The sequence below is a fragment of the Streptomyces sp. Rer75 genome (assembly GCF_013414305.1).
Classification (GTDB): domain Bacteria; phylum Actinomycetota; class Actinomycetes; order Streptomycetales; family Streptomycetaceae; genus Streptomyces; species Streptomyces himastatinicus.
On sequence record NZ_CP058693.1, the window covers coordinates 5,738,785 to 5,752,297 of the forward strand.

Annotated in this window: 10 protein-coding genes and 2 tRNA genes; 6 read left to right on the forward strand and 6 right to left on the reverse strand. The window is 72.9% G+C overall.

Going from position 1 to position 13,513, the window contains the following annotated elements; genetic code table 11:
• Positions 1–32: 32 nt before the first annotated feature.
• From HYQ63_RS24635 to HYQ63_RS24650, 4 genes are all read right to left on the reverse strand, one after another.
• Positions 33–4,013, reverse strand: coding sequence for a WD40 repeat domain-containing protein (locus HYQ63_RS24635; RefSeq protein ID WP_179935957.1), 3,981 nt, complete (start codon positions 4,011–4,013; stop codon positions 33–35).
• Between the two features lie 418 nt (positions 4,014–4,431).
• Entirely contained in the window at positions 4,432–5,658 is a 1,227-nt protein-coding gene (locus tag HYQ63_RS24640; protein WP_179935959.1) for an amidohydrolase family protein, read from the reverse strand.
• 608 nt (positions 5,659–6,266) lie between these two features.
• Positions 6,267–6,932, reverse strand: a complete 666-nt coding sequence (locus tag HYQ63_RS24645) for an SDR family oxidoreductase (RefSeq protein ID WP_179935960.1) — start codon at positions 6,930–6,932, stop codon at positions 6,267–6,269.
• 24 nt (positions 6,933–6,956) lie between these two features.
• Positions 6,957–8,258, reverse strand: coding sequence for a hydrolase (locus HYQ63_RS24650; protein ID WP_179935962.1), 1,302 nt, complete (start codon positions 8,256–8,258; stop codon positions 6,957–6,959).
• Positions 8,259–8,444: 186 nt separating this feature from the next.
• Here HYQ63_RS24650 and HYQ63_RS24655 point away from each other — a divergent pair.
• The 6 genes from HYQ63_RS24655 (at position 8,445) to HYQ63_RS24680 (ending at position 11,030) form a co-directional block, all read left to right on the forward strand.
• Positions 8,445–8,517: transfer RNA gene (locus HYQ63_RS24655), tRNA-Thr, on the forward strand.
• Positions 8,518–8,573: 56 nt separating this feature from the next.
• A tRNA-Met gene (locus HYQ63_RS24660) sits at positions 8,574–8,646 on the forward strand.
• Between the two features lie 90 nt (positions 8,647–8,736).
• On the forward strand, positions 8,737–8,901 hold the full coding sequence (gene rpmG / locus HYQ63_RS24665) for a 50S ribosomal protein L33 (RefSeq protein WP_009715907.1): 165 nt from the start codon (positions 8,737–8,739) through the stop codon (positions 8,899–8,901).
• A gap of 84 nt (positions 8,902–8,985) precedes the next feature.
• Entirely contained in the window at positions 8,986–9,450 is a 465-nt protein-coding gene (locus HYQ63_RS24670) for a MaoC family dehydratase N-terminal domain-containing protein (protein WP_179935964.1), read from the forward strand.
• Positions 9,447–9,881: a MaoC family dehydratase gene (locus HYQ63_RS24675; protein WP_179935966.1), complete on the forward strand. Its 435-nt coding sequence runs from the start codon at positions 9,447–9,449 to the stop codon at positions 9,879–9,881. Before HYQ63_RS24670 ends, HYQ63_RS24675 begins: the two co-directional genes overlap by 4 nt.
• 93 nt (positions 9,882–9,974) lie before the next feature.
• On the forward strand, positions 9,975–11,030 hold the full coding sequence (locus tag HYQ63_RS24680) for a UDP-N-acetylmuramate dehydrogenase (RefSeq protein WP_179935968.1): 1,056 nt from the start codon (positions 9,975–9,977) through the stop codon (positions 11,028–11,030).
• A gap of 19 nt (positions 11,031–11,049) precedes the next feature.
• On the opposite strand, the gene HYQ63_RS24685 is transcribed toward HYQ63_RS24680, so the two are convergent.
• Positions 11,050–12,063 carry an adenosine deaminase gene (locus tag HYQ63_RS24685; protein ID WP_179935970.1) on the reverse strand — a complete coding sequence of 338 codons (1,014 nt, stop codon included), beginning with the start codon at positions 12,061–12,063 and terminating at the stop codon, positions 11,050–11,052.
• Positions 12,064–12,212: 149 nt separating this feature from the next.
• Positions 12,213–13,451, reverse strand: coding sequence for a pyridoxal phosphate-dependent aminotransferase (locus HYQ63_RS24690; protein WP_179935972.1), 1,239 nt, complete (start codon positions 13,449–13,451; stop codon positions 12,213–12,215).
• Positions 13,452–13,513 lie beyond the last annotated feature (62 nt).

A 13,513-nucleotide genomic window follows, 5' to 3' on the forward strand; every position in this document is an offset into this window, starting at 1 on the left:
TGATCGTGATCACTCACGGAGGCCCCCTTTTCTCAGCGCCCGCACGGCGGCTCGTAGGACATTCGGGGCAGATACTCGTGCCACTTCTCCGGCGTCAGCACGCCCCGCGTCATCGAGCAGACGCGGCGGATGGCCTTGTCGACGTCCAGGTCCCACAGCCGGACCGTATCGGCGCCGCTCGACACGCCGAGCATGTGGCTCTGGGGGCTGAACGACAGGAAGTTGCCGGTCTTGGCGTTGGGGCTCATCGACTGGCCGATGGCGTCGGCCTCGGACGGGACGGTGATGTCCCAGAGCCGGACCGCGTTGTCGTTGCCGCCGCTCGCCAGGGTGGTGCCGTCCCGGCTGAGCGTCAGCGACACGATCGAGTCGGTGTGGCCGGTGAGCGGGCGGCCCAGCCGGGTCGCCTTGCGGGGATCGGTGATGTTCCAGAGGCGGACCGTGTTGTCGTCGCTGCCGCTGGCCAGCGTGTGGCCGTCCGGGCCGTACGCGAGCGCGTTGATGGGGCCGAGGTGGCCGGTGAGCGGCGCGCCCAGCCGTACGACGTGCCGCCGGTCGGTCACCTTCCACAGCCGGATGGTGTTGTCGGCGCTGCCACTGGCGAGCATGCGGCCGTCCCGGCTGAAGACGAGGGCGTTGACGTAGCCCTTGTGGCCGGTGAGCGGCGCGCCCAGCGGGCGGACCCGCTTCGGGTCGCTGACGTCCCACAACCGGATGGTGCGGTCGTCGTACACGGAGGCCAGCGTCCGCCCGTCCGGGCTGAAGGCCAGCGCGCCCGCGAACCGGGTCCGCAGGTCCAGGGGCGGCCCGGCGGGGACGGGACGGGCCGGGTCGGTGACGTTCCACAGCCGCACCGTGCGGCCGCCGGTCATCACGGCGAAGATGCGGCCGTCGGGGGAGAAGGTCGGCTCCCGCACCGCGCCCTTCCCGGGGCTGAACGGCTTGCCCAGCGGCACCGGCCGACCCGGCTTCGCCACGTTCCACATCCGGACCTTCTCGTCGCGCGCCGCCGTGGCGAGCACCCGCCCGTCCGGGCGGAACGCCCCGACCCGGCCGATCATGTCCGACGTCGGGATCGACCACAGGCGGACCGTGTTGTCGCCGCTCCCGGTGGCGAGGGTCCGGCCGTCGGGGCTGAAGCCCAGGGCGTACATCTCGCCGCTGCTCCCCGCCAGCGGCTCGCCGACCTGCGACGGATACGCCGGGTCCTGGACGTTCCACAGGCTCGCGGTGCTGTCCTGGCTGGCGGCGGCGAGCATGTTGCCGTCCGGGCTGAACGCCACGGACCAGATGGGACCGCTGTGGCCGGTGAGCGGCGCGCCCAGCAGCTCCGCGCGGCGCGGGTCGCCGACGTCCCACAGCCGGATCGTGTTGTCCGCGGCGCCACTGGCGAGCGTACGGCCGTCCGGGCTGAACGCCACGGAGTGGATCAGGTCCGTGTGGCCGGTCAGCACCTTGCCGATCCGCTTCGGATGACGCGGATCGGCCATGTTCCACAGCCTGATCGTGCCGTCGTCGCCACCGCCCGCCAGGATCTTGCCGTCGGGGCTGAACGCCACGGAGCGCACGGCGGCGGTGTGGCCGGACAGCGTGCCGAGCGGCTTCGGCCGTCCCCGGTCGCGCATGTTCCACAGACGGACCTTGCGGTCCTCGGTGGCGGCGGCCAGCGTCTTCCCGTCCGGGCTGAACGCGAGCAGGTAGATCGTGCCGTCATGGCCGGACAGGGGCGCGCCGAGCGGACGCGGATGGCGGGGATCGCCCACGTCCCACAGGCGCACCGTGCCGTCGTCTCCGGCGCTGGCGAGGGTGCGGCCGTCCGGGCTGAAGACCGCGCTGCTCACCCAGCTGGTGTGGCCGGTGAGGGGCTTGCCCAGCGGCTTGGGGCGCGTCGGGTCGCTGGTGTCCCAGAGCCGCACGGTCCGGTCGTACGCGGCGGTGGCCAGCGTCTTCCCGTCCGGGCTGAAGGAGGTGAGGTAGACGGCGCCGGTATGGCCGAGCAGCGGGGTGGCCAGCGGCGCGTTCACGATCGAGATCAGCCGGTTCTTCGTCCCCTCGTCGTCCGGCCGCAGACGGTGTGCCACCAGGGCGAGCTGGGCGGACAGCGACGGATCCCGGGACTGGAAGCGATCGGCCTCGGTGACCACCTGCTCGAACACCGCGTCGTCCCGCTGCTGCCACGCGACCACCGCCGCGCCGACGGCCACCATCGCCAGCGCGACCAGGGCCGCCACCGCGCCCCGGCTGAGCCAGATGACGCGCCTGCGCAGCCGCACCGAAGCGGCCAGGAACTCCACCGCGCTGCGGGTCAGGAGGGTGTCCCCGGCGGACTTCGCCCAGGTGTGGGCCTGTTCCAGCCGGGAGCCCCGGTAGAGCAGCGACGGATCGCGGTTCATGCCCTCCCAGGCCCGGCCGTCCTCCTCCAGCCGCTGGCGCAGCAGATGGTCGTTCCGGCCCTCGTCGATCCAGTCGCGCAGCCGCGGCCAGGCGTGCAGCAGCGCCTCATGGGTGATCTCCACGGTGTCCGCGTCGAGGGTCACCAGGCGGGCGCGGACGAGCGCTTCGAGTGATTCCTCCGTCTTGCCGGGTTCCGTCGACTCCTCCGACAGCTGACGCCGCATCCCCCGCCTGCGGGTGGCCTGGGTGTCCTCGCCCAGCCGGACCAGCCGCAGCAGGAGCAGCCGCGCGGCCGTGCGCGCCGCGGGGTCGAGGCCGGACCAGGCCCGCTCGGCCGTCGCGGCCACCGCCCCCTGGATGCCGCCCGCCGCGCGGTAGCCGGCCAGGGTCAGCCGTCCCGCCTTCCGGCGCTGCCAGGTGGCGAGCAGGGCGTGGGAGAGGAGCGGCAGTACGCCCGCGTCGTGGGTGCCGCGGGGGCCGTCGGCGCTCACCTCCCGGACGATCAGTTCCGCGAGGCCCGGTTCGAGTTCCAGCCCCACGGCCTTGGCCGGCCCGGTCACCGCCTCGCGCAGCTCGGCGACGGTCAGCGGGCCGAGCACCATGTGGCGGTGCTGGAGCGCGTCGGCCAGTTCGGGGTACGCCAGGCACTGCTCGTAGAAGTCGGCGCGGATGCCGAGGACGACGAGGACGGGGGCGGGGTCACCGGAGGCGGAGGGCGAGCACGCGGCGTGCAGCAGCTGGATGAACGTACGCCGGTCCGCCTCCTCGGTGCCGAGGGTGAACGCCTCCTCGAACTGGTCCACGATGACGACCGGGCGGGCGGCGGAGGTCCCCGCCCACGCCGCGACGGCCTCCCGCACCGCGCGCGCGAACCCGGGCGTACCGGGCTCCCTGCGGAGGGCGTCCGTGAGCCGGGGTATCCGGCGGGTCAGCTCCCCGAGCGGATCGCTGCCCGGCGCGAGCTGGAGCACCTCCCGCGCCCGGCCGTCCCCGTCGCCCGGTGCGCCGTCCTCCAGCGCGGGCACCAGTCCGGCGTTCAGCAGGGAGGACTTCCCCGCCCCCGAGGCGCCCACGAGCATGACCAGGCCGCCCGTCTTCTCCGCCGCGCGCAGCTGGCGGACGAGCGCCTCCGTGCTCCGCTCCCGGCCGTAGAACCACCGGGCGTCCTCCTGCCGGTACGCGGCCAGCCCGCGGTAGGGGCACACCGCGCCGGGGACGGCCGGGGCGTCGGCCGGGGGCCGCTCCTCCTCGTCCGCGGCCGCCGGGGGGCGTTCGCCGACCGGGTCGGCCACCGCCCGTTCCCAGAGGCGCTGCCACTGGGCCATGTCGTACAGACCGGTGGACACCGGCGCGCGCCGCAGACGCCGTGCGTCGGGGATGAGTACGTGCAGCACCGCCGCGAGGGCCGCGAACTGGGCGGGTACGTTCTTGGCCCGCCGCCAGTCGCTGATCCGCTGAGCGGACACCCGTACGGGGCGCCCCCGCTCGTCGACCCGCTGAAGCCGGACGACCGCCTCGGCCACGCTCTTCAGGGGAGGGTTGCCGGCCTCCCGGTACAGCAGCGCGAGACGTTCCGCGAAGGCCGTGCGTACCCCTGAGTCGGAACTCAAGGTCTCCACTCCTTACTTCCCCCGCGCCTGGATATCCGGACCGGAAAACTCACTTTATACGGATGACCTGCGACGAAGGCCGTGGCCCACCACCGGAACCTCCTCGGCGGACGGCGCAGCTGGCAGGATCACAGCCCAGCAGCGCAGGCGAACGCGGCCGCCCTGCCGGGCCATCGGCCCGGGCCCTGACGGCCGCCGCGTCGACCACCGAACCGGCCCTTCCGCGATCCGCACCCATGCGGGGGGGTGCGGATCGGCACCGCCCCACCGTTCGGCACCGGTCCCCGCGTGGGGAGGGACCGGCGCCGAACGCTGTGGGGTGTGGGAAGCGGGGATTCTCGTCCATGCACCGATCCCATGACCAGCGCGCGCGAAGAGGCAAGGGGTCAGCCGGGATTCACGCCATGATGGCTGAATTCAACCGAGCTTATGCCCTCCGGTCCCTGTCGAAGTCCAGCTCCAGCATCCGGATCGCGTTGCCGCGCAGGATCTTGTACGTGGTCTCCGGCGGCAGCCCCGCGACGTGCTCGGCCGCGATCCGCTTGGTGTGCGGCCAGGTGGAGTCCACGTGCGGGTAGTCGGTCTCGAAGGTCGCGTTGTCCACCCCGACGGTGTCGAGCGAGGCGACGCCGTGCCGGTCGCGGAAGAAGCAGCAGTAGATCTGCCGGTAGTAGTACGTGGACGGCGGCTCCGGGATGAGGTCCCGGACGCCGCCCCACGCCCGGTGCTCCTCCCACACGTCGTCCGCGCGCTCCAGGGCGTAGGGGATCCAGCCCATCTGCCCCTCGGCGTACGCGAGCTTCAGCCGCGGGAACTTCACCAGGACGCCGCTGAAGAGGAAGTCCATCATCGACGCCATGGCGTTGTTGAAGCTCAACGCCGCCTGCACGGCGGGCGGGGCGTCGGGGGAGGCGGCGGGCATCTGCGAGGACGAGCCGATGTGCATGCACACGACCGTCCCCGTCGCCTCGCACTCGGCGAAGAACGGGTCCCAGTAGCCGCTGTGGATGCTGGGCAGGCCGAGGTAGGTGGGGATCTCGCTGAACGTCACGGCGCGCACGCCCCGCGCGGCGTTCCGGCGGATCTCCCGCACGGCCAGCTCGATGTCCCACAGCGGGATCAGGCACAGCGGGATCAGCCGCCCGCCGCTGTCACCGCACCACTCCTCGACCATCCAGTCGTTGTAGGCCCGCACGCACGCCAGCCCGACCTCCTTGTCGTCGGCCTCGGCGAAGGTCTGGCCGCAGAAGCGGGGGAAGGTCGGGAAGCACAGCGACGCCTCGACGTGGTTCATCTCCATGTCGGCGATCCGGGCCTTGGGGTCCCAGCACCCGCGGCGCATCTGCTCGCGGGTGATGCCCTCCAGGGTCATCTCGTCCCGCGAGAAGCCGACGGCCGCGATGATCCGCTTGTACGGGAACAGCCCGCCCTCGTACTCCCACCAGTCCGTGAGCGGACCATCCGGATCGGTCGTGATGCGGTATTTGCCGCCGATGTACGCCAGTTCCCCGATCCCGGCCGTGAGCGGCTTCGGGCCGCGGTCGCGGTACTTGGCCGGGAGCCAGGTCTCGAAGAGGTGGGCGGGCTCGATCACATGGTCGTCCACGCTGATGACCATGGGCAGCTCGGTCGCGCCGGTCGTCTCGCCCGTCATGGCGTCATCTCCCCGATAATCTGACGGCCCGTCAGATGGCAGGGTAGGGCTGACCGCCCCAGGCAACAAGAGGCTTCGCCCCCGCACGGATGTAAGGCCCGGGCCCAGCACCCCCGGATCGAACGCATCCGCACGGCGTACGAGCGGAGCTTCGGCCAGGAGTCGGTGGCAAGGCCGGACGCCCCGACCCCCGGAACCGGATGGGCGGGTTTCGCTGCCGGGTGCGGGCCGGTGGCCGGGTTGTGCCCACCCGTTCCGCCCAGCGGAACGATTGCCCACAACCTGGGTACAAGCCGCTGCTCGGCGGGAGGGGGCGGGGCCGCGCCCACCCCCGCCCGGCGCCCGCCCCCGGGTGGCTCGGGGTCGCTCCGGGGCCGCCCCCACCGGCCGGTGGCCGCCGCTCGACGGGAGGGGGCGGGGTCGCAGGGGTGGGGTCCTGGACGTTCCGTATATTTGTGGCGCCCATTTCCGGCTCACCCCACGTTTCCGGGCACCGGCGCCAAAAATATACGAGTCCAGGACCCTGCCCCGGAGGCCCCGCACCCGCACCCACCACGGACCCCGGCGCCCCCCGCACCCGGCGCCCCCGACCCCCGCCACCCCCCGGCTCAGCCGCCGTCGGCGACCGCCCGCACCGCCTCCGTCACCGGCGTGGAGCCGCCCAGGAGTTCCAGGGTGCGGCCCGCGGTGCGGGGTTCGTCGAGGAGGGCGGCCAGGACGGCGGCCACGTCGTCGCGGGTCACCTCGTCCCGGCCCGTGTGCTCGGCCAGGTGCACCAGCCCCGTACCCGGGTCGTCCGTGAGGCGGCCCGGGCGCAGCACGGTCCAGTCGAGGCCGTCGCGGGCCCGGAGATCGTCGTCCGCGGCGCCCTTCGCGCGCAGGTAGGCGGCGAAGACCGGGTCCGTGCCGGGCGCGGGCTCGCGCCCGGCGCCCATCGCGGACACGGTGAGGAACCGCCGTACCCCCGCCCGCTCGGCGGCGTCGGCGAAGAGCACGGAGGCCCCGCGGTCGACGGTCTCCTTGCGGGCGGCCCCGCTGCCGGGGCCCGCACCGGCGGCGAAGACGGCGGCGTCGGCGCCCTCCAGGTGCTTGGCCACGTCGTCCACGGAGGCCGATTCGAGGTCGCAGACGACCGGTTCGGCGCCCGCCGCCAGCAGGTCGCCCGCCTGTTCCGGCTTGCGGACGATGCCCGCCACTTCGTCTCCGCGCGCGGCGAGCAGCCGCTCCAGCCGCAGCGCGATCTGACCATGTCCACCAGCGATGACAATGCGCATGATCCCGACCGTACGCCGGTTGACCTATGGCTGCCCGTCGCCGTCCGCGGGCCGGGACGGGGGACGGGACTGGCGCGGCAGGTCGAGGGCGACCGCGGCGGCCGAGTCGCAGTACTCCCGTACCGCGCTGGTGCGGGCGACCACCCGGCCCTCGTGCACCACGACCCGGCTGTACGCGAGCGACAGCACGCCCGCGAGCCCGTCGCCGCGGACCGCCAGCAGCTCGGCGGGGAACCCGGCCTCCACCCGCACCTCGGGCAGTCCCAGCGCGGCCCGCGCCCGGGCGCAGACCGCGTCGTAGGCCTCCTCTGGTCGCAGTTCGCCCCGGGAGGCCAGCAGATAGGCGGCCTCCAGGGGATCGCCGCGGCCCACGGGGTTGACCGTGTCGCGCAGGGCGCCGCTCCCGGCGGCGACCCGGACGCCCGCGGCCCGCAGCAGCCGCACCGGCGCGCAGCCCGCCACGCGCGCCCCCTGCTCGCCCCGGTCCTCCAGCCCGACGCAGTCGCCCTGGGGCAGGCAGACCACGGTGACGCCCGCGGCCGCCAGCCGCGCGGCGACCCGCGCCGCGATGTCCCGCGGCAGCCGGGCCAGCCCGCCGCAGGGGCCGATGGTGACGCCGGGCCGCAGGCCCCCGGCCATCGCCGCGAGCCGGGCGAGCCGGGCCGGGTCGTCGCCGTCCGTGTGGAGGTCGACGGCGCAGCCGTGGCGGGCGGCGAGGTCGAGCACGGCTTCGGCGTGGCCGGTCGGGTCGGGGTCGAGGTCGGGGCAGCCGCCGATGACGGAGGCGCCCATCCGTACGGCGTCCCGCAGCATCGCGAGCCCGTCCGCCCCGGCCGCCCCGGTCAGCACCCGCGGCACCGCGACCGCGCCGAGGTCGATGAGCCCGCGCAGGCTGTGCCGGGCGTCCAGGACGGCCTCCAGGGAGCGCAGGCCGTGCACCCCGCCGATCCGCACATGGGTGCGCACGGCGGTCGCCCCGTGGCCGAGGTGCAGCAGGGCGGCCTCGGTGGTGCGGCGCTGGACGTCCTCGGCGGTGTGCGGGACGGGGCCCGCGATGTCGGCCGTCAGGGCGGTGTCGCAGTGCGCGTGCGGTTCGGCGGGGGCGGGGAGCAGCAGATAGCCGCCGAGGTCGAGCCGCGGCCCGGGGACCAGGCTGCCGGTGGTGCCGACCGCCTCGATCCGCCCGCCGCTGAGCCGTACGTCCACCGTTCGGCCGTCGGCGAGCCGGGCGCCGCCGAGGACCAGCGCGGTGGGCCCGGCGGCCGCCCCGCCGTCGTTGCCGGAGGGCTGCTGCTGGTGGCTCTCGGGCGGCTGGCTCTCGGGCATCGCACTCCTGGGGCGGCGCAAGATCACGCGGGGCGACCCGAGCCTAGGACCGCGTGGCGGCGGCTTCGCGGAGGAGCCGAATAGTCGTACCGGTGTGGTGCGTGAGCACTCTGTGTCGCACCCACCGGCCCCGGGCCGATACGGATTTCACCTTCGGCGGCCGAGCGTGTAATGTCTTCATCGCTCGCCCCAATAGCTCAGTCGGCAGAGCGTCTCCATGGTAAGGAGAAGGTCTACGGTTCGATTCCGTATTGGGGCTCTGATGTGTGAGGTATCCCGTTCGACTCCGGTCGGACGGGGTCCGGATCACATCGAAGCGGTGTAGCTCAGTCGGTAGAGCAAGCGGCTCATAATCGCTGTGTCACCGGTTCAAGTCCGGTCACCGCTACACACAGTAGCCGATTGTGGGGTCGGTCCTCCGGTCGGCTACTCTTTACTGCGTTCTTCTATCCCATCCGTTCGTCAAGGAGCACTCAACGTGGCTGCCACCGACGTCCGCCCGAAGATCACGCTGGCCTGCGTGGAGTGCAAGGAGCGGAACTACATCACCAAGAAGAACCGGCGTAACGACCCGGATCGTCTTGAGATCAAGAAGCACTGCCCGCGTTGCAACGCGCACACCGCGCACCGCGAGACGCGATAGCCATAAACTCTCATTCGAGGCCGCCCCCCATCAGCGGGGGTGGCCTCGTTTCGTTAGTCATCAACAGCAGGAGGTGCCGAGGCGATGGCGCTTGATCCGTCTTTCGTCGGGCGGACCTACCCGCCCACCGACCCGTATGAGGTCGGCAGGGAGAAGATCCGCGAATTCGCCGAATCGATCGGCGAGACCAACCCGGTCTACACCGATCCCCAGGCAGCCAAGGCGCTCGGCTACTCCGATGTGATCGCCCCGCCCACGTTCGTATTCGCGATCACCTTCAAGGCCGCACGGCACCTGGTCGTCGGCGATCCGCAGCTGGGCCTGGACTTCAACCGGGTGGTGCACGGCGATCAGAAGTTCACGTACACCCGGCCCATCGAGGCGGCCGACCGCCTCACCGTCACCACCAGGATCGACGACATCAAGTCGCTCGCGGGCAACGACGTGATCCTGATCAGCGGTGAGGTGCGCGACGCCGCGGGCGAGCACGTGGTGACCGCGATGACGAAACTGGTGGCCCGCGCGGCCGAAGCGGAGGAGAGCAGATGACCGCCAAGATCTCGTACGACGCCGTCGAGGTCGGCACCGAACTTCCCGCGCAGATCTTCCCGGTGAACCGCGCCGACCTCATCCGGTACGCCGGAGCGTCGGGCGACTTCAACCCGATCCACTGGAACGAGAAGTTCGCCAAGGAGGTCGGCCTCCCCGACGTCATCGCCCACGGCATGTTCACCATGGCCGAGGCGATCCGCGTGGTCACGGACTGGACCGGCGACCCCGGGACCGTCGTCGACTACGGCGTGCGCTTCACCAAGCCGGTCGTCGTCCCGAACGACGACAAGGGCGCGATCATCGAGGTCGCCGCCAAGGTCGCCGCCAAGCTGGACGACGACGCCCGCACCGTCCGGGTGGACATCACGGCGACCAGCGAGGGCCAGAAGGTGCTGGGCATGGCCCGCGCCGTCGTCCGCCTCGCTTAGGTCCGCCGGACAGGGCCTGACCGCCGGGCGTCTCGCGTGAACCCCGCACCGCCCCCGGCATCGCGCCGGGGGCGCCCCCGTACTCTGGTGCGCGTGCAGGAACTCCATGACGCCCCCCTCGCCCCCCTCACCACCTTCCGTCTCGGCGGCCCGGCCACCCGCCTGATCACGGCCACCACCGACGACGAGGTGATCGCCGCGGTCCGCGAGGCCGACGCGACCGGCACGCCGCTGCTGCTGATCGGCGGCGGCAGCAACCTCGTCATCGCCGACAAGGGCTTCGACGGCACCGCCCTGCACATCGCGACCAGCGGCTTCACCCTGGACGGCACCCGGCTGGAGCTGGCCGCGGGCGAGAACTGGTCCGACGCCGTGGCCCGGACGGTCGAGGCGGGCCTCGCCGGTATCGAGTGCCTCGCCGGAATCCCCGGCTCCGCGGGAGCGACGCCGATACAGAACGTCGGGGCGTACGGTCAGGAGGTCTCCACCACCCTCACCGAGGTGGTCGCCTACGACCGCCGCGCCGACGCCGTCGTGACGATCCCCGCGGCCGACTGCGCCTTCTCCTACCGCCACAGCCGCTTCAAGGCCGAGCCGGACCGCCACGTCATCCTGCGGGTCCGCTTCGAGCTGGAGGACGCGGGCGGGGCGTCCGCGCCCATCAAGTACGCCGAGACCGCCCGGGTGCTCGGCGTCGAGGTGGGGGACCGGGTGCCCGCCGAGACCGCCCGCAGGACCGTGTTGTCGCTGCGCGCGGGCAAGGGCATGGTGCTCGACCCCGAGGACCACGACACCTGGTCCGCGGGGTCGTTCTTCACCAACCCGGTGCTGACCGAGAGCGCGTACGAAGCCTTCCTGGCCCGCGTCGCCGACCGCCTCGGCGCGGACACCGCGCCGCCCGCCTTCCCGGCGGGGGAGGGGCGGATCAAGACCTCCGCCGCCTGGCTGATCGACAAGGCGGGCTTCACCAAGGGCTACGGCACCGGCCCGGCCCGCATCTCCACCAAGCACACCCTCGCGCTCACCAACCGCGGCGAGGCCACCACCGAGGACCTGCTGGCGCTGGCCCGCGAGGTGGTGGCCGGGGTAGAGGAGGCGTTCGGCGTACGGCTGGTCAACGAGCCGGTGACGGTGGGCGTGAGCCTCTAGTCCCCTCACGGTGAGGGGACTAGCTGGCCAGCCAGTCGTCGATCCCCGCCAGCAGCCGCCGCCGTACGTCCTCCGGCGCCGCCGACCCCCGCACCGACTGCCGCGCCAGCTCGGCCAGCTCCTCGTCGCTGAAGCCGTGGTGCTCGCGCGCCAGCTGGTACTGGGCCGCCAGCCGCGACCCGAACAGCAGCGGGTCGTCGGCGCCCAGCGCCATCGGCACCCCGGCGTCGTACAGGGTGCGCAGCGGTACGTCCTCGGGCTTCTCGTAGACCCCGAGCGCCACGTTGGAGGACGGGCACACCTCGCACGTCACCCCGCGGTCGGCCAGCCGGGCGAGCAGCCGCGGGTCCTCGGCGGCGCGCACCCCGTGACCCACCCGGGCCGCCACGAGGTCGTCCAGGCAGTCGCGGACGCTGCCGGGGCCCGACAGCTCGCCGCCGTGCGGGGCGGCGAGCAGGCCGCCGTCCCGGGCGATCGCGAAGGCGCGGTCGAAGTCGCGGGCGAAACCGCGCCGCTCGTCGTTGGAGAGCCCGAAGCCGACCACCCCGCGGTCCGCGTAGCGCACCGCGAGCCGGGCCAGGGTGCGGGCCTCCAGGGGGTGCTTCATCCGGTTCGCGGCGACCAGGACCCGTATCCCCAGCCCGGTGTCCCGGGCGGCGGTGTCGACCGCGTCGAGGATGATCTCCAGCGCCGGGATCAGCCCGCCCAGGCGCGGGGCGTACGAGGTGGGGTCGACCTGGATCTCCAGCCAGCCGGAGCCGTCCGCGACGTCCTCCTGGGCGGCCTCGCGCACCAGCCGCCGGATGTCCTCGGGCTCCCGCAGGCAGGAGCGCGCGATGTCGTACAGCCGCTGGAAGCGGAACCAGCCGCGCTCGTCGGTGGCCCGCAGTCTCGGCGGCTCGCCGCCGCTCAGCGCCTCGGGCAGATGGACGCCGTACTTGTCGGCGAGTTCGAGGAGCGTGCCGGGGCGCATGGAGCCGGTGAAGTGGAGATGCAGATGCGCCTTGGGGAGCAGATGTACATCGCGTGCCATCTGGAGATTTTGCCGCACGCCCGGACCCGCCGGTACCGCTTTCGCCGAACGTGGGCTTGCCCGCACAGGAATCCGAGCCCGGTACGGGCCGGAACGAGAGCGGGCGCCCGGCCGTGGCCGGGCGCCCGCTCTCACCAGGGGAAACCCGCTCAGGCGCGGGCCTCCGCCAGCAGCTTCTGGATCCGCGAGACGCCCTCGACGAGATCCTCGTCGCCCAGCGCGTAGGACAGCCGCAGGTAGCCCGGTGTGCCGAACGCCTCACCCGGCACCACGGCGACCTCGGCCTCCTCCAGGATCAGCGCGGCCAGCTCGACGGTGGTCTGCGGCCGCTTGCCGCGGATCTCCTTGCCGAGCAGCCCCTTCGCCGACGGGTAGGCGTAGAACGCGCCCTCCGGCTCCGGGCACTCGATGCCGTCGATCTCGTTGAGCATGCGCACGATGGTGCGGCGGCGGCGGTCGAACGCCTCGCGCATCGTGGCGACGGCGTCGAGGTCGCCGGTGAGGGCGGCCAGGGCGGCGGCCTGCGCGACGTTGCTCACGTTGGACGTGGCGTGCGACTGGAGGTTGGTCGCGGCCTTCACCACGTCCTTGGGGCCGAGGATCCAGCCGACCCGCCAGCCGGTCATCGCGTACGTCTTCGCGACGCCGTTGACCACGATGCACTTGTCGCGCAGCTCGGGCACCACCACCGGCAGCGAGTGGAACTTCGCGTCGCCGTAGACCAGGTGCTCGTAGATCTCGTCGGTGAGCACCCACAGCCCGTGCTCGGCGGCCCAGCGGCCGATCTCCTCGATCTGCTCGCGGCTGTAGACCGCGCCGGTCGGGTTGGACGGCGAGACGAAGACCAGCACCTTGGTGTGCTCGGTGCGGGCGGCCTCCAACTGCTCGACGGAGACGCGGTAGCCGGTCGTCTCGTCCGCGACGACGTCCACCGGGACACCGCCGGCCAGCCGGATCGACTCCGGGTAGGTGGTCCAGTACGGCGCGGGGACGATGACCTCGTCGCCCGGGTCGAGGATCGCGGCGAACGCCTCGTAGATCGCCTGCTTGCCCCCGTTGGTCACCAGGATCTGGGCCGCCTCGACCTCGTAACCGCTGTCGCGCAGCGTCTTCGCGGCGATGGCGGCCTTGAGCTCGGGGAGCCCGCCGGCCGGGGTGTAGCGGTGGAACTTGGGGTTGCGGCAAGCCTCCACCGCCGCCTCGACGACGTAGTCGGGCGTCGGGAAGTCCGGCTCGCCCGCGCCGAAGCCGATCACCGGGCGGCCGGCGGCCTTGAGGGCCTTGGCCTTGGCGTCGACGGCGAGGGTCGCGGACTCGGAGATGGAACCGATCCGGGCCGACACCCGTCGGTCGGTCGGGGACTGTACGGGGGGAGTAGCAGCGGTCATGGATGCATCGTCGCAGACGGGCGAAAAGGGCGGTACACGGGTTTAACGAGACTCACACAAGG